General features: G+C 42.2%; 17 protein-coding genes and 1 pseudogene. 7 read left to right on the forward strand and 11 right to left on the reverse strand.

Translation table 11 applies throughout. From position 1 onward, the window contains the following. The first annotated feature begins 5 nt into the window (after positions 1-5). Positions 6-614, forward strand: a complete 609-nt coding sequence (locus tag FOC32_RS12190; RefSeq protein WP_034171037.1) for a MarC family protein — start codon at positions 6-8, stop codon at positions 612-614. 67 nt (positions 615-681) lie between these two features. Here FOC32_RS12190 and FOC32_RS12195 read toward each other — a convergent pair whose 3' ends face one another. Then, the gene (locus tag FOC32_RS12195) at positions 682-2,847 is read right to left on the reverse strand and encodes a TonB-dependent receptor family protein (RefSeq protein WP_175967659.1); all 2,166 of its coding nucleotides are present in this window, start codon (positions 2,845-2,847) and stop codon (positions 682-684) included. Between the two features lie 491 nt (positions 2,848-3,338). Next, positions 3,339-3,491: a hypothetical protein gene (locus FOC32_RS12200; protein ID WP_175967661.1), complete on the reverse strand. Its 153-nt coding sequence runs from the start codon at positions 3,489-3,491 to the stop codon at positions 3,339-3,341. 323 nt (positions 3,492-3,814) lie between these two features. Between FOC32_RS12200 and FOC32_RS12205 the strand changes: the two genes are divergently transcribed. Together FOC32_RS12205 and FOC32_RS12210 are read left to right on the forward strand one after the other, a co-directional pair. After that, a complete protein-coding gene (locus FOC32_RS12205) occupies positions 3,815-4,393 on the forward strand; it encodes an ANTAR domain-containing response regulator (RefSeq protein WP_175967663.1) in 579 nt (192 codons plus the stop codon). 10 nt (positions 4,394-4,403) lie between these two features. Next, the gene (locus FOC32_RS12210) at positions 4,404-5,408 is read left to right on the forward strand and encodes an ABC transporter substrate-binding protein (protein ID WP_175967665.1); all 1,005 of its coding nucleotides are present in this window, start codon (positions 4,404-4,406) and stop codon (positions 5,406-5,408) included. A gap of 62 nt (positions 5,409-5,470) precedes the next feature. Here the strand turns inward: FOC32_RS12210 and mtlD are convergent, their stop codons facing one another. Further along, the gene (mtlD, locus tag FOC32_RS12215) at positions 5,471-7,597 is read right to left on the reverse strand and encodes a bifunctional mannitol-1-phosphate dehydrogenase/phosphatase (RefSeq protein WP_175967667.1); all 2,127 of its coding nucleotides are present in this window, start codon (positions 7,595-7,597) and stop codon (positions 5,471-5,473) included. 405 nt (positions 7,598-8,002) lie between these two features. Between mtlD and FOC32_RS12220 the strand changes: the two genes are divergently transcribed. Next, entirely contained in the window at positions 8,003-8,713 is a 711-nt protein-coding gene (locus FOC32_RS12220; RefSeq protein WP_175967669.1) for an HAD family hydrolase, read from the forward strand. A 69-nt stretch (positions 8,714-8,782) separates the two neighbouring features. Here the strand turns inward: FOC32_RS12220 and FOC32_RS12225 are convergent, their stop codons facing one another. From FOC32_RS12225 to FOC32_RS12245, 5 genes and pseudogenes are all read right to left on the reverse strand, one after another. Continuing rightward, on the reverse strand, positions 8,783-9,133 hold the full coding sequence (locus FOC32_RS12225; RefSeq protein ID WP_175967671.1) for a hypothetical protein: 351 nt from the start codon (positions 9,131-9,133) through the stop codon (positions 8,783-8,785). A gap of 267 nt (positions 9,134-9,400) precedes the next feature. Continuing rightward, a pseudogene (locus FOC32_RS12230) lies at positions 9,401-10,568 on the reverse strand (fatty acid desaturase family protein). Between the two features lie 40 nt (positions 10,569-10,608). Beyond that, complete coding sequence (locus FOC32_RS12235; RefSeq protein WP_175967673.1) at positions 10,609-11,631, reverse strand: flavin reductase family protein; 1,023 nt, start codon at positions 11,629-11,631, stop codon at positions 10,609-10,611. Between the two features lie 318 nt (positions 11,632-11,949). Then, a complete protein-coding gene (locus FOC32_RS12240) occupies positions 11,950-13,587 on the reverse strand; it encodes a long-chain-fatty-acid--CoA ligase (protein ID WP_175967674.1) in 1,638 nt (545 codons plus the stop codon). A gap of 258 nt (positions 13,588-13,845) precedes the next feature. After that, entirely contained in the window at positions 13,846-14,007 is a 162-nt protein-coding gene (locus FOC32_RS12245) for a hypothetical protein (protein ID WP_162835335.1), read from the reverse strand. 189 nt (positions 14,008-14,196) lie between these two features. On the opposite strand from FOC32_RS12245, the gene FOC32_RS12250 reads away from it, so the two are divergent. Beyond that, the gene (locus tag FOC32_RS12250; protein WP_175967676.1) at positions 14,197-15,618 is read left to right on the forward strand and encodes a PLP-dependent aminotransferase family protein; all 1,422 of its coding nucleotides are present in this window, start codon (positions 14,197-14,199) and stop codon (positions 15,616-15,618) included. A gap of 41 nt (positions 15,619-15,659) precedes the next feature. Here the strand turns inward: FOC32_RS12250 and FOC32_RS12255 are convergent, their stop codons facing one another. The 3 genes from FOC32_RS12255 to FOC32_RS12265 form a co-directional block, all read right to left on the reverse strand. Continuing rightward, positions 15,660-17,000, reverse strand: a complete 1,341-nt coding sequence (locus FOC32_RS12255) for a DcaP family trimeric outer membrane transporter (protein WP_175967678.1) — start codon at positions 16,998-17,000, stop codon at positions 15,660-15,662. A gap of 112 nt (positions 17,001-17,112) precedes the next feature. After that, positions 17,113-18,483, reverse strand: a complete 1,371-nt coding sequence (locus FOC32_RS12260) for an MFS transporter (protein WP_175967680.1) — start codon at positions 18,481-18,483, stop codon at positions 17,113-17,115. A gap of 229 nt (positions 18,484-18,712) precedes the next feature. Beyond that, positions 18,713-19,624, reverse strand: a complete 912-nt coding sequence (locus FOC32_RS12265) for a LysR family transcriptional regulator (RefSeq protein WP_004785644.1) — start codon at positions 19,622-19,624, stop codon at positions 18,713-18,715. Between the two features lie 115 nt (positions 19,625-19,739). Here FOC32_RS12265 and FOC32_RS12270 point away from each other — a divergent pair, with 115 nt between their 5' ends. Both FOC32_RS12270 and catC read left to right on the forward strand, forming a co-directional pair. After that, positions 19,740-20,849 (forward strand): muconate/chloromuconate family cycloisomerase, encoded by a 1,110-nt coding sequence (locus tag FOC32_RS12270; protein ID WP_175967682.1) that lies wholly within the window; start codon positions 19,740-19,742, stop codon positions 20,847-20,849. Between the two features lie 15 nt (positions 20,850-20,864). Next, positions 20,865-21,155: a muconolactone Delta-isomerase gene (gene catC, locus FOC32_RS12275; RefSeq protein ID WP_104426111.1), complete on the forward strand. Its 291-nt coding sequence runs from the start codon at positions 20,865-20,867 to the stop codon at positions 21,153-21,155. Positions 21,156-21,205: the final 50 nt, after the last annotated feature.

Raw genomic sequence — 21,205 nt, forward strand, 5'->3', positions numbered from 1 at the left:
CAATGATGTCAGAAAGTTTGAATGCCTTTGCCCTGTTTTTTTCGTTACTCAATCCATTTTTGATGAGTATCTATATGCTCGGAATTATCCGTAATTCCGAAGCAAAGGTCTTCAATATGGCATTGATTCAGGGCAGCCTGATCAGCTTTATTGTTTTCATCATTTTTGCTAAAACTGGTGAAGCCTTCTTTAATGAAGTCTTGCATGTGCGGTTTGAGTCCTTCCAGATTTTTGGCGGTATTATTTTTCTAGTAATTGGCTATCGTTATGTCTTTGAAGGTGCTGATACGATTGGCGTGATGCGTGGAGCGCCCAGTCATCTGGCGGGCACAATTGCCATGCCGTTTATGATCGGTCCGGGCACCATTTCGGCTTCTGTGATCACAGGTATACAGCTCAGTTTAATGCAAACCATTCTGGTGATTTTCTTTACCCTGTTTCTAACCTGTAGCTTGCTGATCCTGATGAAATATCTGCATGATCATTTGCAGCATAAATACTCCAACTACATTGATTTATATGTCGATATTGTAGGTCGTGTTGCTGCGCTTCTGATTGGTACGATTGCCATCGATATGATCGTGACAGGCGTTACCGGAATATTAGAAACCTGATCAATCATTTTATTGGGTAAATAAAAAGAGCGGGAAATATCCCGCTCTTTTTTTAATTTTTAAATAATTAAAATTTAAATGACACACCGGCATAAGTAGAGAAACCTTCACCCGGCGAAGATCGCGCTGCGTCCGCACCTTTGTCGTCATAGCCTGGAATCACCACTGCTGCATATTTTTCATCGGTGATGTTCTTAAAGTTAACCCAGGCACTCCATGACTGATCTTCTGGCGCATATCCCAGATCAATACCCCAAATCTGATAATCATCACTAAAGCGGCTATTGGCATAATCATGCGCCATCTTCGATGCATATTCTGTATTTAGACCCACATAAAGACCGTTATTCAAGGCATAACTGAGCTGTGCCTGATAAAGATGTTTTGGAATTCCTGGCAACTGGTTTTTGCCAAATAAAGGATCGTTTTTATATTGGAAATCACTCAAGGTATAAGCCTGACGTAAACGAAACTCGCCCTGCTGTGATGCATAGAATAGTGTATCCAGACTGAGTTCCACACCTTGATGAAGGGTTGGAGTTGCATTGGATTCTACAGCAATTGGTTCAGAAGGTCGTTCCGATCCATCCTCATAGGTTTTGATCAACTCTGAGGTTAATAACTCGTTTTTAACTTTGGAATAATAGTAGCTCAGTGCCCAATCACCCCAGGCTGATTGGCCCCTGCCACCCAGTTCTAAAGTATTTGCAGTTTGCGTGTCCAGATAAATAGGTTCACGTACCCGCCCTGAAGCGACCCCACCATTAAAATAATATGGCGAAGACCATGCCATCGCCCATGGATGTGCCGGTTCAATACTACGGCTTAAATTGGCAAACCATTGCAGCGTCTCATTTGGCTGATAAGTCAGGCCAATACGCGGTGCGAAATTCCATTCATAGCGGCTAACTTCAGGACTAGCCACAGGATAAGTCACTTCACTCTCACGGTGGGTATAGGCTGCTGCCAATCCTAGATCAAGCTTAAACTGATCATTCAACTGGGTTTCCTGATCAAATTGCAGCACATTGTCTGAACCACGATAAGTATAACGGCGTGTTACGGTATCTGCCGGATAAAACGTGCCATCAATTGTAGTATCGCGTCGAATTGTTTCGGTTACACCACTATTCGGACGGTGCGTGGTACTTCGAAAAGCAACTTTTCCTTGATGTTCAAGACCGAATAACTGATAAGGTTTCTCATACTGGATTCTTGCACTAATATCTTCATAATCGACATTGGTACGATAACTACTTTCACGTAAATCCAATGGATAATGATGATAAGCCAGACTACCGGTCAGTTTGGCATCATCCTGCAAGTTCCAGGTGGTAGTATTTGCCAGCCAGGTACTGCCCGGCTGAATCCGCTTGGCATCTACAGCCAGATTAAAATCATTGGCTGCTCCAGGATTATTCTTGAGCTGTTCCTGGGTAATGCGTCCCGGCGTTAAGTGTTTGCTTTCACGGTAACGGGCATAAAAGCGGGTCTCGATATCCGGACTGATCTGATAACCCAGATTAAAAGCCAAACCTTTACCATCACCTTCAGCATGATCCTGAATTCCATCAAACTGTGAACCCGTCACTGCCAGATAATAATCTAACTTGTCGAGTTGTCGGCCAGTACTAAACTGGTATTTCTGATAACCATGGCTACCCGCTTCGTATTTTAATTCAGAGCCATTCTGCTCTGCACCAGTCTTACTTTTATAGTTAACTGTTCCACCTAAAGACAATCCGCCCTGTTTTAAACCATTGGCACCACGGTACACCCCAACATGATCAATCCACCATGGCTCAAGCAGTTCATAAGCCGTACCACCCGGTCCGGTAAAGGGAATATCATCGATCATGACATAAGTTCCGGATGCATGTGCACCAGAAGTGCGGTTAATGCCGGAACCACGGATAGAAATTTTGGCTCCTTCATTGCCCGGCGATTGGGCATAAATACCGGGCTGGAGACGGAAGACGTCAGCAGTGGTTCCCAGACGCTGATGTTGTAACTGCTGATCTGAAATGAAGTTGGTTCCTCCCGAAACGCTGGCAAGTTCCGCCTCAGTCTGTTTCTGAGAATTTGTATTTTGCTCAGTGGTCACCACAATAGTGTCCAACTGCTGAACACTATCCTGCGCTAGCGTAGTTTCAGCATAAAGATGGCCTGAAAATGCCGACAATATCATCAGGCTAAGCGGATTTTTCTTGAGAGGAATTTTTGTCATATTCATGGCGAATTTATACAATCCTGTATAAGTGATCCTGATCTGCTTAAGGGCTTGGCTTAAAATTTAAGCTGTAGCATAAATGAAGCACGCAAAATTAAGCAGATATTTTCTGCCAAAATATCTGACTGGTGCGGCAATATTTTAATTTATTCTATACAAATAATCTGTCAGTACTTTGCAAGATCGCAGACAGATTCAAACAAGTTCTGACATCTAATTTATTAAGTATTTGTAATTTATATATATGTATTTTTTTCTTGTAACCATCTCATTCGAGTTGGCAAAAAATGATTTAAATTAAAAATATTGAAGATATAAACAATATTCTGATTCATCAAGATCAGTTTAATAGACAGGTTTCTAAACCAAAATCTAAGTTATAACTAGAAAATAGAATTCTTATTTTTTGAACTATGGCTTATAAATTTCAGCCAAAAAAGAAACCCTTCTGCTGGAGAGTTTCTTCATGTATTCTGGCTAATGTTATTTAAGTGTTATTTAGAGGAATTTTCGATTACTTGTGTTTGTAATGGTACAGCTTGCTGGGTTTCGGCTGGTTTTTTCTTGGTTTTCATTTCTGCCACTTTGGCCAGAGTTTTCTCGGTAAAACGTAAACCACCATCTTCTGCCATCACATTACCCGCCATCAAAAGAGTTCCTATTACTAGCAGTGATGGTATAAGTTGTAATTTCATGTCTATTCCACCTTTTTATTTTATAGTGGATTAAAAATAAGCAATTATTATTCCAATATTTTTATATTCTTATTCGCCTTAAAACTCCTTATTTTAGTGCGCTTATTTCAAGAACGCCTTATTTTAGTCAGGTTAATTCGGCTTTCTAAGTTCTTCTGCACTATTTTTATGACACTTTTAACCTGATCTCCTAATTTTTTGCACCAAATTGCATGGTATGTTTTTTGCATAAGTCTTCATGGAATATTCCCCGATGTATTAGCTAAAAATCTTGCATGTCTAAATTACGAATTGCCCTGATTGATGATGATCCAGAACGCGCTGAATTTATTCAGGCTTCTTTGCTTGCGCATGATTTTCATTTAGTGGCCTGTGTCATTCTGAATGACCTCAACATTGTTGATATCAAAAGCCTGCATGCCGATGTCATTCTGTTAAATATGGATCATCCTCATCGCGATATTATCGAAAGCTGCGTGAGTCAGTATGAATTACCTACGGTTCTGTTTACCCAAAATTCCAACAAGGACACCATCAGAAATGCCATTGATGCCGGCGTAACGGCATATATTGTGGACGGGATCGATCCGACTAAACTGGAAAATATTCTGGAAATATCGATTGAACAATTTCAGAAACATAAAAAACTGTTACATGACCTGAAGGAAACTCAGGAAAAATTAAGTGATCGCAGGGATATTGATAAAGCCAAAGTCCTGCTGATCCAGCTGCATGGACTGAGTGAAGAAGAAGCATTTGCCCTATTGCGAAAAAATGCCATGAGGCACCGGATTACCATTGGCGATATGGCAAGGCGCTTACTTGATGCACAAAAACTGTTATCTGGCCAATAAGGAGCATTCAATGACAACATTAGAAAAAACAGAACTCAATATTGGCTATATTCCACTGCTTGATTGTGTTGCCATTCTTTGGGCGGAGCGCCAAGGTTATTTTACTGAACAGGGTTTAAAGGTAAATCTGATCCGTGAAGCCTCCTGGTCCAGTTTACGCGACCGCCTAGCCTATGGCTTTCTGGATGCAGCCCATTGCCTGTCTGCCATGCTTCCCGCGGCTGCTTTGGGTGCAGACCAGTTACAAGTCGCTTTGCAGACTCCATTAGTACTCAGTATCAATCAGGCATTTATCAGCTTAAGACAGGATCTGTGTTATGAACTGGGCATTCAGCCTGAAGACAATGAACAGATCACGTCGCAAAAGCTGGTCAGTGCCTTAAAGCAGCAACATAACGTAGGTCTGGCTCATGTTTATAAATATTCCATTCATCATTACTGTTTAAGAGAATGGCTGGCCTTAAGTGATCCGCAATATGCCAAAAATATATTGCTCAAGACCTCACCACCCCCTTTGATGGTCAAAGGGATCGCAGCACAGATTTTTGATGGTTTCTGTGTGGGTGAACCTTGGAATATTCAGGCCAAGCTTGAAGGTTATAGCCTGATTGTTGCAGCCAGTCAGAATGTCATTCCTAAAGTGGCAGACAAAGTGCTGGCGATAACTCAGGAATGGGGCGAGTTGCATCCACTGACTGTTGAGGCCTTAGTCACGGCTGTAAAAAAAGCCCAGATGGATTTAAAGCATGTTACGGATCTTTCTGAAGTCTGGGACATGCTGATGGATTATCAGATTATCCAGTTTGAATGTTCAGCTTCTCGACACGTTTATGACTTCCATAAGATTCAGAATATTATCCGTAACCTTGCAGGTGAAAGTGTTGAGCCTCAATTTACCGATTTTATCTGGCTATTAGAGCAGATGGAAAAATGGGAAAATATTGATCTGTCCGCAGATGATCAGCGACAAATTGCCCAATCCTGTATTTATCAGCAAGAATCTACGGCTGTTTAAGCTTATAAATTTCCATAAAAAAGACCCAGAAATTTCTGGGTCTTTTTATTTACTGCTGATATTTAACTGAACGCTTGCTGTAAATCCAGTTGCATAAATTTTTGCAAGGATAATTTTCCAGCGATAACCTGATTGATGAATTGTGACATTTCATCATACAAGGTCTCATATGGCTGCGGTTCTAATGCCATATGTCTTAACTGGGTCTGTAAATGCATCAACAGTTCCTGCTGCTCGCATTCACCCTGTTCCAGAGCATAGATATAACCCAGCACTGCGCCTTTTAAAACCACATCAAATGGCAAGCTATATTTAAGCAAGGTCAATAATGAACCCATAACCCGTTCATTGTGTTCCAGCTTTCTTAAGGGTTCACGTCCTACACGTGCACATGGGTCCTGATAAGCATAGGCACAAGATTCAGTGAAACTTTGTGCCAGACGTTCCAGATCTGAAGAATGCTTAGGAATCTGGTAACAGAGGCCATGCTTTACCTGCGCTAAAGCCTGCTGCATAAATTTTCTGACCGAATGATCTGACATGGCCACGCCAATAGTCTGATGACCGCGCAGGCTGGCATACCAAGCCATCATCGCATGCACACCATTCCATAATCGGTTTTTAATCAGCTGGATATTGGCAATATCATCTACCAGAATCATCTGGCGCATTTTAGCCAATAATGGACTGTTATTTTCCACATAGATTGGCATATCCGTTTCGGCATTAAACAGAATCAGATCCATCGACTGCAGAATATGACTAGGCTGGAAATTACGGCGCAGGTCTTCAATATACAAGCCCGCCTGATGTTCCTGGTCCGCATTCAGGGCTGTAGAATCATCCAGATCCACTACGGACAGATCTTCATCCAGCTGATACTGCTTGAACATGTTGTATTTGATGCGCAGCTGACGGTACAGTTTCTGGTCGGACAGTTTGGAGACCATACGGTTCACCACTGTGTCACAGAAATAATGCTGATCCATAATGTGCTGCGCTGTCTGTTCATCCGTAATCTGTTTCAGACGGCTCAGAATCTGCTGCATCACCAGCTGTTTGGCTCCGATTTTATTTAGGATAATCAACAGCGTCAGCGGCTGTTCCTGCTGCTCGTAGGCCAAGTATCGCGCATATAAACCCTGTGCAATCACCTCTGCTTCAGAAACCAGCGCTTCCTCAGGGACACAGACTGCGACCAGACTGGATTCAATATACATGTTCTGCATTTGCTCCAGATCATGCGCATCAATTACACTCATATTTTCAATACGCTGGTCAAAAGAGTTCTGACCATAACGAATGCAATAAGTGCCAAATGCATTTACGGCAGACTGATAGAGTGGATTACGCGTTGAGGCAATAATTTTGCGTGGACGCGTATAACCATCCCAGTGTGATAACACCTGAGCCAAATAACCACCACCAATCGCACCGAAACCGTGAATCCCGACCGTTAACTGATTCAGCGTTTGCGGAAATGCGGTCTCAAGTTCTGGCATTTCCAGAACAGGAACAAACTGGTTCAGATCTGTCAGAAAATCTTCCATCGTTTCATAATAATATTGGGCTTGTGCCAGCATCGATTCATTCGGCGTTTTAATGTCTTTGAAAAGTACCGTCATGCCACCTGCATCATAGGCAGATCGCAGGCCATTTTCAGAATCTTCAAACATCAGACATTGAGCCGGACTTAAATTGATTTTTTCGGCTGCGCTGATAAAAATTTCTGGATGAGGTTTCCCCTGTTTAATCTCATCACCACACACCAGCACATCAAAAAATTTATAGACATTGGCATTGATCAGATATTCTTCTGCGATCGCACGTCGACTCGAAGTCGCCACAGCCATTTTTAGGCCTGCCTTGCGTAGGCGTTCCAGTACTTGTAATAAACCTTTTTTAATTGGAACACCATAATTGCGTACATGTTCTAGTTCCAGTACATCAGCACGCTGGCGGATCTCGGCATAAGGAACATCTTGTCCATAACGTTCTTTGGCCAGCTGTTCGGCACTACGGGCACTTAAGCCCAAGCACTGCATTAAATAGTTTTCAGAAAATTCGACGCCGATCAGCTCACGTGAAGCTTGTTGCAAGGTTTGAAAGCGCAAACGTTCAGTATCAAACATGGTTCCATCCATATCGAAAATTGCGCCGTGTACGATTTGATTTTTAAATTCTAGCATTGCTCCCCTTTTATAATTCAATGAGTTAAGAAGTGGACAATACCTTAAGGAAAATAACAGATTAAATAAACCGATGTAAAGATATGAAATAGTTTTGACTATAAATTGATCAATAAAGACTAAATTAAATAGTTTTAAGTTTTCTTATACAACCGTTAGGTAACAAAAAGTAACTAGCAAGTTGTTTCTTATAAAAAATAAATATTCAAATTAGGAGGTGTAGATAAATGCAAATGACGTGCCAATTTGGTATTACGATTTTTATTATGAGTAATACTTAAAATGCTCAAAATAAGTTCATTTTAGGAATTTATTGATAAAAGCAATCTGGATATGCACCCAAACTGGACTTTTTATCTCTATCCAAAAACGGGATAATGGCGGTGAAAGAAAAATGGGTGTGACATGTTTAAAGATAAAAAGCTGGTGTGTTTTGACCTGGATGGAACCTTGATTGATTCAGTGGGAATCTGGAACCAGGTCGATGCTGCCCTGATTCAGGAATTGTCAGGGATCGCAGTCGGTCTGGATCAGATTCAGCAACAGCGTGACCTGCAACTGAAAGCCTTTAGACATATGCCCGATCCCTATCTGGAATATTGTGGCTATTTAAAAGACCTCTATGGTTTCAAGCCAAGCAAGGAAGAGGTTAAAAATCGCCGTTATGGTATTTCAAGGCATTTTCTGGATCATGTAATTGAACTCAAACCTCAAGCTGAGCTGCTGATTCAAGCCTTAAAACAGCAAGGAATACAATTGGCACTTACGACTACCACCAGCTTGTTCAATGTGCAGCGTTATCAGAACAATAATCAGAAGATTAATCAGAAAATCAGTTTTGATAATGATTTTGCGATTATTTTGACTCGCGAAAATGTTGAGAATATCAAACCGCATCCAGAAGTGTATTTAAATGCGCTCCAGCATTTTGAAATTGAAGCTAAAGATTGCCTGATTGTTGAAGATTCTTTAATTGGGGTGGAAGCTGCCAACAATGCGGGAATTGATGTAGTGGCAATTTACGACCAGTATTCTGCGCATGAAATGGATTTGATCAAAGTCAAGGCAGATTATTTTGTAGAAGATTTTGCTGGTCTCATAAAATTGGTGAACTAAAATAATGCCATGAATCTTTCCTGATCATGGCATTTTTCGTGTTATCTCTGAATTGATTAGATTAGAGCATTATTTGGCTTTTTTATAGACGGAGCCTGAGCCGACCAGATTGCCAGTTTTTTCGTCAATCGCGAAATCAACGACACCTGTACCTGAATTAATCTGTAGCAGACCATTATCAGCGACTGAAGCAGGCATTGGATTTTTCTTGTCGGTTTTGCCGCTTTCTTTATCTTTAATGGTATTGGTAATGAAATAGTTTTCACCATTTTTGGAAATCACCAGGATATTTTCCAATTTAGGGTTTTCCAGTGTATTTTTCCAGTTCCCCTGATAATCTGGTGCTGGAGTTTCCGGGGTATTACACGCGGTTAACAGCAATAACAGTGGGATGCCTGAAAGATATTTAAGATATTTCAAAACTGAGACCTTGAATGCTTGAATGCTTGAATGATAGAACGCGGCCATTATAAAAAGAACCTCCTTGAGGTAAACGCTTAGCTTGTACGCGAAGCGTTTCAGCCGTAGTAAATCTATCCCGGCTTCGTCATTTTTTGAAAAACATCTTCATATTTCATTCATAAATTCGTGTGAACTGAGCACTTTTTAACAGATAAAAAAATCCTCAATAGACCATCCAAATCTATTGAGGAGTACCAAACTGGATAATAGAGAAACCTTAAAAAATTAATTTACAAGCTTAGATTTAAAGTAACGAAACACCGATTTAACTGCATGAGTTTTTTCTGCAATTTGCTGATTCCATTCATTTGGCAGTGAGCATTTCGCCAGTCTGACCCATACAGTCGAGAACTGCTTCATAAAGTTGGCTTCGTTATAATGAATTCCATACTCGGCACATAAAGCTTTGATTTTTGGTGCAACTTCCGCATAACGGTTTGCTAGCATATCTGGGAACAGATGATGCTCAATCTGATGGTTTAAATTCCCACTCAGAATATGTAACCAGTTCGCACCACTGAAGTTGCTCGAACCACGGATCTGACGCAGATACCATTCCGCACGGGTTTCATTGTCGGTATTGTCCATTTCAAATGGTTTCTGCATCTTCAGTGAAATGTCCATTGAATATCACCGCAGACGCCCATAGGCTACGAATCACATTGGCAACCGCATTTCCCGTAAATACTGGAATCGCATTTGGACCGGCAATAATCGGGAAAAATACATAATCTTTTAGGACCTGACGACGCATTTTTTTACGTAAAGGTGCTGCTTCTTCCCAGACCTGTTTCCAGGTTTTGGCTTTATAAGCAATCACATCTTCTAGATGCAAACGCTGTACACCCACATACCATTCAAAGAACACCATCAACTGAATGGTTAAAGGAATATTCCAGATAAAACGTAGTTCCCACGGCTGAGATTCACTGACACGGATCAGACCATAATTGACATCGTGATCCATACCAACAATATTGGTATAAGTGTGGTGAATATAGTTATGGGTGTATTTCCAGTCATCCCCAGTGGAAATAGTATCCCAATCATAAGTAGAACCATTCAAACTTGGATCATTCATCCAGTCGAACTGGCCGTGCATTACGTTATGGCCAAGTTCCATATTTTCCACGATTTTCGAGATACCCAATAAGCCTGTGCCCGCTAACCATACTGGTGGCAACCAGCCTGCAAACATTAACATGCCGCGGGAAGCAATCTCGCTATAACGTACAAAATTACGGATTTTATAAATATATTCTGCGTCTTTCTCGCCCAAATCTTCCATTACTTCACGGCGGATAGCATCAACCTTGGCGCCGAACTCTTCAACCTGTTCCGAGCTTAGAAATTGAGATTTACTGTGTTTTTTAAAATCAATTTGCATATTCATGGGAGCACCTTCTTATTCGTTTAGTAATGGTTAAAATAGCTTATAAATTAATCACCACAGGACTGACGGCCTGTGAAATACAAAGTTTGATTGGAGTATTGCTGCCGTGGTCGATCTCACCCGTCAGCATGTTTTTCACCGAACCGCTGACTTTGGTACATGAGCAAGTATTACAAATGCCCATACGACAACCATGCGCTGGACGAAGACCCGCCTGTTCTGCACTTTCCAGCAGATTAGATTCTGCCTGGAATTCCTGCTGCGATCTTAAAAACTGTACAGGCTGTGCTTTCGCTTTTTCATCCATTGCAATCTGGTAATATTCAGAATGAAAGCTGGATTTCACCGCCAGTTTATCGGCAATCTTGAGTGCAGTTTTCATCATTCCCGCGGAACCACAGGCATAGATTTCACGCTGTTCAAAGTCTGGTACCAGCTTGTTTAGCAATTGCTGGCTCAGGTGCTGCTTATGCTCGACTGTATTAAAATGATGATATTTCAGATGAGGATGCATTAACGCCAAGGTTTTGATCTCGGCATGAAATGCATCATCACGGGTAAAATAGATCAGATCAATCGGATGCTGAAACTGCACGACTGCTTTTTGCAATAAGGAATAAATTGCTGTAAGGCCACTGCCTGATGCCAGAAACAGAATCGGTTTAGGAGAATTTAATAAGGTAAATTCGCCCTGTGGCTGAGACAGCTCGACCACTGCACACAGTTGCAATAAAGTTAGGGCACGCGACACTTTACCTTGCTGCTTGACTGCAATAATCACATCACCATTTTTTAAAATGGTCACGATAGAATAATGACGTTGATGACGTACTCCATCCAGACGCAGAGTCACCGCGATATTTTGACCGGCCTGAAATGACCCGCGGTTAAAGTTATAATTTGGACGTAACTGGATTTTAAAAAAGTCAGGGCTGACCGCCTGAATATTCACGACCGATGCTTTGACTTTTTTGAGTGCCCAGGTTGGATGGATTTTTTCACCAACAAAATTAATGAAATCTTCACGAATCCAATGCGGCTTGTAGGTTGTCATACTTGTCATTTTTATCCCCCTCTATTCCGCAGACAGCATTAATGTACAACTGTCTATTTATTATGTAGTCTAGAATAAAGAATTCTGAAGCTCACACCATGTCAATCTAGGTCAAATTATGTGTTTAAAAACCATTGTTGAGCTTTTTGTAAGACAATCCTAGCCAGAAAGTGCTGTTAAAACTGTATGAACTGAATAAATTGCTTTTTTGGTCTGTATATTTTTAGCAAAAACACATAAAAAACTGACCTCTATATAAGAGATCAGTTTCTGTTTTAAATATTGGGTGAGTTAAAAAGGCAAAAATTTACCTTTTAAAAAAATAGCTTAACCTACGGCCTGTTCCAGCAAGATAGAACCATAAAGTTCACGCAGGTCTTTTTTCAGCATCTTGCCGGTTCCACTTAATGGAATAGAATCTACAAAAATCACGCGATCCGGGATCTGCCATTTTGCGACCTTGTCCGCATAGTAATCCAGAATTTCGGCTTCACTCACATGACTCGCTGGCTTTTTAATTGCAATTAGAACGGGACGCTCATCCCATTTAGGATGCTGTGCCGCAATCACGGCAGCCATGGCAATTTCAGGATGTCCCATGGCTATATTTTCAAGATCGACTGAAGAGATCCATTCACCGCCTGACTTGATCAGATCTTTGGAGCGATCACACAGCTTCATAAAGCCATCTTCATTTAAGGTAGCAATATCTCCGGTATCAAACCAGCCATCTGCTGTGAGTGCAGATTCTTCCTTGCCAAAATAATGATCAATGATCCAGTGCCCTTTAATTTGTAGATTCCCTATGGTTTCACCATCTCGGGCAATTTCCTGAGTTCCTTTTTCTTCATCGGTTAAACGTAAATCAACGCCAAACGGTGGACGACCTTGAGACAGACGAATCTGCATTTTTTCTTCATCCGTCAGATCAAGGTGTTTGGTTTTCAGCTGATTGGCACTACCGAGTGGGCTGGTTTCAGTCATCCCCCAGGCATGAATGGTTTCGCAGTTAAACTGCTCTTTAAAGGTTTTCAGCATCGCCGGTGGACAGGCAGAACCACCGACCACATTCCGTTTCAGGCTTTCCAGTTTTGAACCACTTTGCTGGGCAGCCGCAATCAGCCCTTGCCAGATCGTTGGAACGCCTAAAGCTACAGATACTTTATACGTATCAATCAGATTGACCAGACTGGCTCCATCCAGGCCCGGCCCCGGCAGCACCAAGGTACAACCGACCATGGCAGCGGCATATGGGGTTCCCCAGGCATTGACATGGAACATTGGTACCACCGGCAGCATGATGTCACGCGCTGCCACATTCAGGGAATCCGGCATGATAATGGCGTAACTATGCAATACTGTTGAACGATGACTATATAAAACCCCTTTTGGATTTCCGGTCGTACCGGAGGTATAACACAGTGAACTCGCTGTATTTTCATCCAGTTCAGGCCAGTCAAATTCTGTAGATTGCTGAGCAAGCAAATCGTCATAAAACTGAACTTCCGGAATGGCTTCACGAATCGCGGAATCTTCAGCATCCAGACAGATATACTGTTCTACAGTTTTTAATAACGGTTTGACGGCTTTAATCAAAGGTGCAAAGGTTTTATCAAACAGCAGTACCCGATCGGCAGCATCATTGATAATAAATACCAGCTGTTCCGGAAATAAGCGCGGGTTAATGGTATGACAAACCAGTCCACTTCCCGAAATGGCATACCAAGATTCTAGATGTCGATGATTATTCCAGGCAATGGTTGCAACCCGGTCGCCGAGTGTCAGACCGAATTGCTGTAATACATTGGCAAAACGTTTCGAGTTTTCCCGGATTTCTCCCCAATTGGTCTTTTTAATGCTGGTATCAGTATTTTTAGAAATGATCTCGGTATCGGCATGATAACGGCCGGCATGTTCAATCATGCTGCTGATCAGTAAGGGCTGGAACATCATATTTCCGAGCATGCTTCACTCCTTTATCCTTGTTATTTGTCCATCTGTTATATCGTTGTCATTTCTGTATGATGCGCTGGCGAAAAGCCTGTATTCATTTTTATCATCAAACAGTCTGAATCTAGCAAGGAAATCTAACTTTGTGAGTATCAAATTGTGACAAAGTCATAAAGTGGATGCAGAAAAAAGCAGAAAATAAAACTGGTAATGTGTGCCATAAAAAAAGCCCCAATTTAGATTGGGGCGATGATAGTGTTCAGGGAGAGAATTTTAAAAGCCGCTCATCATAATTTTGTCTGCATTTACTACAAAGATAACGCCTAGGCAGAATAAACCGGCATAAAGTGCAAACCAGAGAATCATCTTCTTGAATGCTGCATCAGAAATACTGCTATCCGCATATTTTGGTGCTTTGTTGTCTTCTGAATTCATATGATCACCCATAGGTTGGTCTGGCGTTATGAGCTTTATTATCAGCAGACCTAAATCAGCTGTATAGATACAATATTCATTAAAAAAAATATAACAGTTAGCCACTGTTTTTCTTCATTTGTTATATTTTAACAACTTATTCATAATATAATCCTGATTATATTAGTACAGTTTAGATCTTATTTTCTTATGTTCAAATCTGAAAAGCTGGCCCAGAATATTCGCCAGATGATTGAAAATGGCGCATGGAAGGCGCATGACAAATTACCTTCATTGCGGGAACAGACTGAACTGTCCGGCTATAGCCTGATGACGGTGCTTAATGCCTATCAGGTGCTTGAATCGCAAGGATTAGTCTATGCCAAAGATAAATCTGGCTACTATATTGCGGAGCGACCTCAAACCTATAACAGCAAAGAACCTGCGGTAAAAATTGGCTTAAATTCCAAAATTAAAATCAACTCTGTGGTATTTAATTATTTAAAGTCACTGCAAACCCCAAATATTGCGCCTTTTGGTTCAGCTTTTCCAAATGCTGAACTGTTATATAACAGCCGGTTTATGCAGATTCTGGCGCAACATAGCAAAAGAAAAAGCAGTTATAGCCATCAAAATCATATGCCACCGGGTAATCAGGAATTACGCCAACTGATTGCCAACCGCTATCAGTTACAAGGCATAAACTGCACTTCGGATGACATTGTCATTACTTCTGGTGCATTGGAAGCCCTTAATCTGTCTTTACAGGCTTTGACTCAACCTGGTGATTTTATCCTGCTGCAGCAAACCATTTTTTATGGTGCCTGGCAGGCGGCTGAACGTTTAGGCCTGCAAGTCATCACAATCCCTGAACATCCACAGTTTGGTTTTGACCTGGAATCATTTGAACAGGCCCTAAAACAGTACCCGATCAAAGTCTGCTGGCTGATGCTGAATGTGCATAATCCGATTGGCTTTACGGTAAATTCAGAGATCAAGCAAAGAATTGCGGAACTGTTGAATGAATATCAGGTATATCTGATTGAAGATGATGTCTATCAGGAACTCAATTACGGCGCTCATAAACCGGTTTCCGTAAAATATTTTGATCAGCATCAACGAGTATTGCACTGCTCTTCATTTTCCAAAACCTTGGGCATGGGTGCGCGGGTCGGCTGGGTTTTCGCTGGCCCATTTTCTGATGCAATCCAGCATTTACAGCTCATGAGTACTTTAACTGTTAGTCCGCTATTACAAAATGCACTGGTTGATTTTCTGTCCCATCACCATTATGAAAAGCATTTGCGCCATTTAAAACAGCAGCTGGAAAAGTATAAGCAAAAGTTTTATCAGGAACTCAAAGCGCGTTTAGATTTAGTCTGTGAAATTTATTATTATTCTAGTGGGTATTTTCTCTGGATCAAATTGCCGGAACAGCTGGATGGCCAGGTTTTATATGAACAGCTGATTCAGTATGATATTGCCATTGCTCCTGCTTTGCTGTTTAAACCGGAACATACCAGCCAGAATTATATTCGCCTGAACTGTTCATTTGACTGGACCTCTGAGATAGAAAACGCTGTCGATGTGCTGGCAAAGTTGATCCTGAATCATGCAAAAAGCGTGGATTAATTCATCCACGCTTAAGGTTTCTTATGTAAAATCGATAGAGCTTAGAAACTGTAAATTGCAACCGCATTCACTCGGTTATCTTCACCTTTTGTACTGCCATTTGGTGCAGCACCCAATGCTTCACGTTCGCCATAGACATATTCCAGGCCAAAACTCAGCGGTTTTGTAGGGTTATAGAACACATTGGCCCAAGCCTGCCAAAGGTCTTTGTTCACTGCTGTTAGATTCAGGCCAGGAGCAGCAAGATATCCATTATCTTGGTCGAAATTCATATAACCATAGCCTACTGTGCCACGCAATTTATCATTAAACTGCTGCGTTAGACCGACTGTAATTGAGTCGAATTCACTCTGTAGAAGATCTCCATTAACAGCTGTAACGACACCTGGATTAGCATAAGAGACAAAACTGCTATCACCTTTGACATGATAATAATCTGCCTTAAGGCTGGTGCCTGGAACAAACTCGTATTTCGCGCCTACACCTACACCCCAGGCAGTTTTTTCATCTTCATTCACGCGTTTTTCATTCCCCATCGCACGCGCGCTAACAGAAAGATTATCCGCAAATTTGTGGTTTAAGCGTGCAGTTAAAGCCGGTAAACGCTGTTTGATTCCCGTAATGGTCGCATCTTTCGGATCTTCTACTGCAAGCACCAGATTGGTCGCTGGACTCAAAGTACTGGTATGACGAATCTGAGGTGTCCGTTTAATTGAACCACCGGCATAAACCAGCGCATCTACCGTTTCAGGTATATAGTCCGGAGTTGCAAAGTTTGACCAGGTTTGACCAATTAACCAGTCAGCATAGCTGATATAGGCATGACGGATACGCAGGTTATCAAAACCAGCTCCACCCAGGAAATCGACCTCAACCTTACCACTTAAGGCCTTATCCCCAGCACCCACGGGCGCTTTAAAATCCATCCCTAAACGGGTGGCTGAAAGCGTGGACTTAAACTCATCACTGCGTTCACCTGTGCCTAGAGGTACCGCATTAATCTGGTTATACATACGTGTCGCTGCACCGCCTTCAGCCTGATAAGAGGCATCAGCACGAATATTTCCATATAAATTAAACTCGGCCCCACTGGCAATTTTCATCACAGGTTTGCTTGTAGGAGCTACTGCTGTATTTGCAGATGCCGGCGTTGCCGCTACAGGTGCAGTCACAGCAGCTGTCTGAGTCTGCTGCTGTTCAATCAAGGCACGTAAAGCTTGAACCTCTTGACGCAACTGCTCAATTTCCTGCTGATTGGACTGAGCTGGAGTTTGTGCCTGGGTAGACAAGCTAAGGCCCCCTAAACTCATTGCCATCATGCTCATCAGAACCGTACGTTTTAATGTGATTGTTTGATTATTAAATAATTGTTCCGTGTTCATCCTAAACTCACTTTTTTATTATGCGTCTCGATTCTAGCAACAGATCACCACCGCTTACGATGGCGATCTCTATCATTAGAATTGTTTTCTTTATTAATTGATATTTAATCCATTAACTTGCTTTTTCAGCGAGAGAATCAGTACGAATATCAGGTGTAGCAAGGGCTTGACCTTCTACAGACATTTTTAAGTTCACCAGGAAAATTGCCAGCGCAGCAATCAAACCGGGAATCGCAATTGCAAAGAAGTTCATTTGATGCGGTAAATTCATGGTGAGTAAAGCACCTGTCAATACCGGTCCAACGATCGCACCGATACGCCCAATTCCGGAAGCCCAACCCATGCCGGTGGAACGCACCGTCGATGGATAATATTGTGCCACGAAGGTATAGAGCAGGATTTGAGAACCAATGGTTGCTGCACCGGCCACTGCAATCAAGCTATAAAGCACGAATTGCGGACTGTTATAACCGAGCAGGATTAAAGAAGCTGCCCCGCAAAGAAACATGATTGTCAGTACTTTTTTGATATGGAAACGGTCTGCCAGATAACCCCCACCAATAGCTCCGATCATGCCGCCAATATTCAGGGCAAACAGGAAGATCATGCTGGCACCCAGTGAATATCCAGCCTGGATCATCAGTTTTGGTAACCAGCTGCCCAGTGCATAAACCATTAATAGACACATAAAAAATGCCAACCAGAACATAAAGGTACTAAATGTACGGCCTTGCTGGAATAATGCTTTTAAAGGTGCTTCATCGCCTTTTTGCACTTCATTCAGGACAAACTGGGTGTCAGATCCAATTACCTGTGTTGGTGAGATTTTCTGAATAATGCTTTGCGCTTGAGCAGTCTGCTGCTTATTAGTCAGATACATCAATGATTCTGGTAAATATTTCCAGAGTATCGGCAGGAACAGTAAAGGAGTACCCGCAAGTAAAAACATGATTTTCCAGCCAAACTGTGGCACCAGCCATGCGCCAAGTAAGGCAGATGTCATGCCGCCGATCGCATAACCACTAAACATTAAAGCAACCAGCGTGCTGCGAATCCGCTTCGGTGCGTATTCCGTCATCAGGGCAACAACGTTGGGCATCACACCACCAATACCAAGTCCGGCAAGAAAACGTAGAATTCCGAATTCGACAGGTGATGTTGCAAAGGCACCGATAAACGTAAAACCACTAAAGATCGCGACACAGATCATGATGGTTTTTTTACGTCCCAGTTTATCCGATAAGGTCCCGAAGCTCATGGCTCCAAACATCATACCGAACAAGGCGGTGCTGGCTAACATGCCGGCCTGTACTGCACTGAGTGACCATTCCTGCATCAGTAGCGGTAACGCTACGCCGTAAATCACCAGGTCATAACCGTCAAAAATAATGATCAGCAAACACCAGATCAGGACGCCCCAATGAAAAGGTGTGAACTTTGCTTCATCGATCAGCGTATTTATATTCACTTTATTTGTAGACATCTTCACCTCCTAATTGTGAAGTTCAATTTGTGAGATTCACAATGCAGAAGATGTGCATAAATGTCCAAAACTGAATAGGCATGCTTCTATACCTATAAAGTCTGCCTTCAAGAAAAGGCTTTATTTACTATGCCTTAATGATATTCATCTAAATAAAACGACTTTAATTCAGTCATTAAATAATAATTTCACCTATTTTATATAGCATCTAAAAAATTTTTAATCTTGTTTAAAACACCGCACGATCATATTTAATCGCTTCAAGATCATAGACCTGATAAACTGCATCAAACAGATAACGAATATATTCACTTTCATCCATATTACGAATCGCCATAAAGACCGGACTGACCGCAAATTCATCTAATAAAGGGATAAAGTTTAAATGTGCCAGACGAATATTCTGGGCACTTTCCGGCACGATACAAACACCCTCTCCAGCAGCCACAAAACCCAGCGCCAGTTGCAATTCACTGACTGCACGGATATTTTTCGGCTCTAGTCCATACTCGGAAAATATACCGCGCACCTGGGTAGAAAAATTAGCCTTACCATTATTCGGGTATAAAAAGAGTGGCTGATCCACCAGTTCAGCCAGGTTCACGCCATCTCGTTGCGAGAAAAAATGGCTGGAATGCGCAGCGACCATGAGTCTTTCTTCACGCAGCAACACCCGTTTCACTGCTGGATCTGAAATTCTCAAGCGTCCAAAACCGACATCAATCCGCCCTTCCTTAAGTGCCTGAATCTGCTCTGAAGTATTCATTTCAACCATCTCAATTTTGAGCTGGGGATGTTGCTGCTTAAATAAAAACACAATACGCGATAGCAAACCGAACAATAACGAGCCAACAAAACCAATACTAATGGTGCGATCCGCGATACCAATCCGCTTGGTCATCGATTTGATTTCTTCCGCATTAGACAAAAGTTTAACCGCATGCTGGTAGAAGAATTGACCTGCTTCTGTGGTCTTAAGCGGTCGGCTACCTCTTTCAAAGAGCTGAATATCCAGTTCCTGTTCCAGATTTTGTATCTGTCTGCTTAAAGGTGGTTGAGCAATAAACAGTTTTTCTGCCGCCTTGGTAAAACTTTGTTCTTCGACAACTGCGACAAAGTAACGCAAATGCCTGAGTTCCATATTCCTGCATACCTTTAAAGTATAAAAAAATGCTAAATCGATCTTAGACCAATCAAAATTATTCTTTTAAGGTATATCAAGTCAAAACATTAAAGCAAGAATGTGAAGCGTAATTATGTATAAGTCAGTTGAAACCTTGCTGGTTCAAATACCGACGATCCGTCCTCACAAAATGGCTGTCGCAACCATGCAAACCCAGACACTGGTCCTGGTCAAAATCACCACTGAAGACGGCTATGTGGGTTGGGGCGAAGCCACCACTATTGGCGGTTTAGGCTACGGTGAAGAAAGCCCAGAAAGTGTCAAAGTGAATATTGAGACTTACTTTGCACCGCTTCTGAAAACATTATCGGGTTTGAATGTTGCACAGACATTACGAGCCATCAAAAAGAATATTAATGGTAACCGTTTTGCCAAATGTGCCATTCAAACTGCGCTACTGGATATTCAGGCACAACGTTTGAACCAGCCACTGAGTGAAATTCTAGGTGGACGTTTACGTAACAGCGTACCAGTGCTGTGGGTACTGGCATCTGGCAATACCGAGAAAGACATTGCTGAAGCCCAGAAAATGATTGCGGCCAAACGCCACAATATTTTCAAACTGAAAATTGGTTCTCGTCCAGTGGAACAGGATGTTGAACACGTGCTTGCCATTAAACAGGCATTGGGCAAAGACATTTCAATCCGTGTGGACGTCAACCGTGCCTGGTCAGAGCTGGACGCGATTAAAGGCATTCAGTTACTCCAGGACGGCGGCATTGATCTGATTGAACAGCCGTGCGCCATTGACAATCTGGATGCAATGCGACGTCTGACCCAGCGTTTTGATATCGCCATCATGGCAGATGAATCCTTGATGGGGCCACAGTCTGCCTATCAGATCGCACGTCAGCATGGTTCATCAGTTTTTGCAGTCAAAGTAGCGCAGTCCGGTGGCCTGATTGAAGGCTGTGAAGTTGCAAAAGTGGCACAGCTGGCAGGCATCGATCTGTATGGCGGCACCATGCTGGAAGGCCCGGTGGGCACGATCGCCTCTGCCCATGCCTTCTCGACTTTTGAAAGTCTCGCTTATGGCACCGAACTGTTTGGCCCCCTGCTACTGACTGAAGATATTTTAAAAACCCCACTCCAGTATCAAAACTTTGAACTTGAGATTCCGAAAGGACCAAGTCTGGGTATTGAGTTGGATGAAAACAAAATTGACAACTTGCGTCGTCAATAATTCCAGGAGAATCCCATGCTTTTCCAAGTACGAATGGACGTCAATATTCCAAAAGATATGCCAGTTGAACAGGCCAATGAAATTAAGGCTGTCGAAAAAGCCTATTCACAGGATCTGCAACGTCAGGGTAAGTGGCGTCATATCTGGCGCATCACCGGGCAGTATTCAAACATCAGTATTTTTGATGTTGAAAGCAATGAAGAGTTGCACAACCTGCTACAGGGCTTGCCGCTCTATCCGTATATGAACATCGAAGTTATGGCATTGAACCGCCATCCATCATCGATTCGGGATGATGACAAGTAATGAATAAATTCGGGAATGGAAATAAAAAAAATCCTTCCCACCCATACACC

It is taken from the genome of Acinetobacter sp. FDAARGOS_724 (assembly GCF_013364475.1).
Lineage (GTDB): Bacteria > Pseudomonadota > Gammaproteobacteria > Pseudomonadales > Moraxellaceae > Acinetobacter > Acinetobacter variabilis.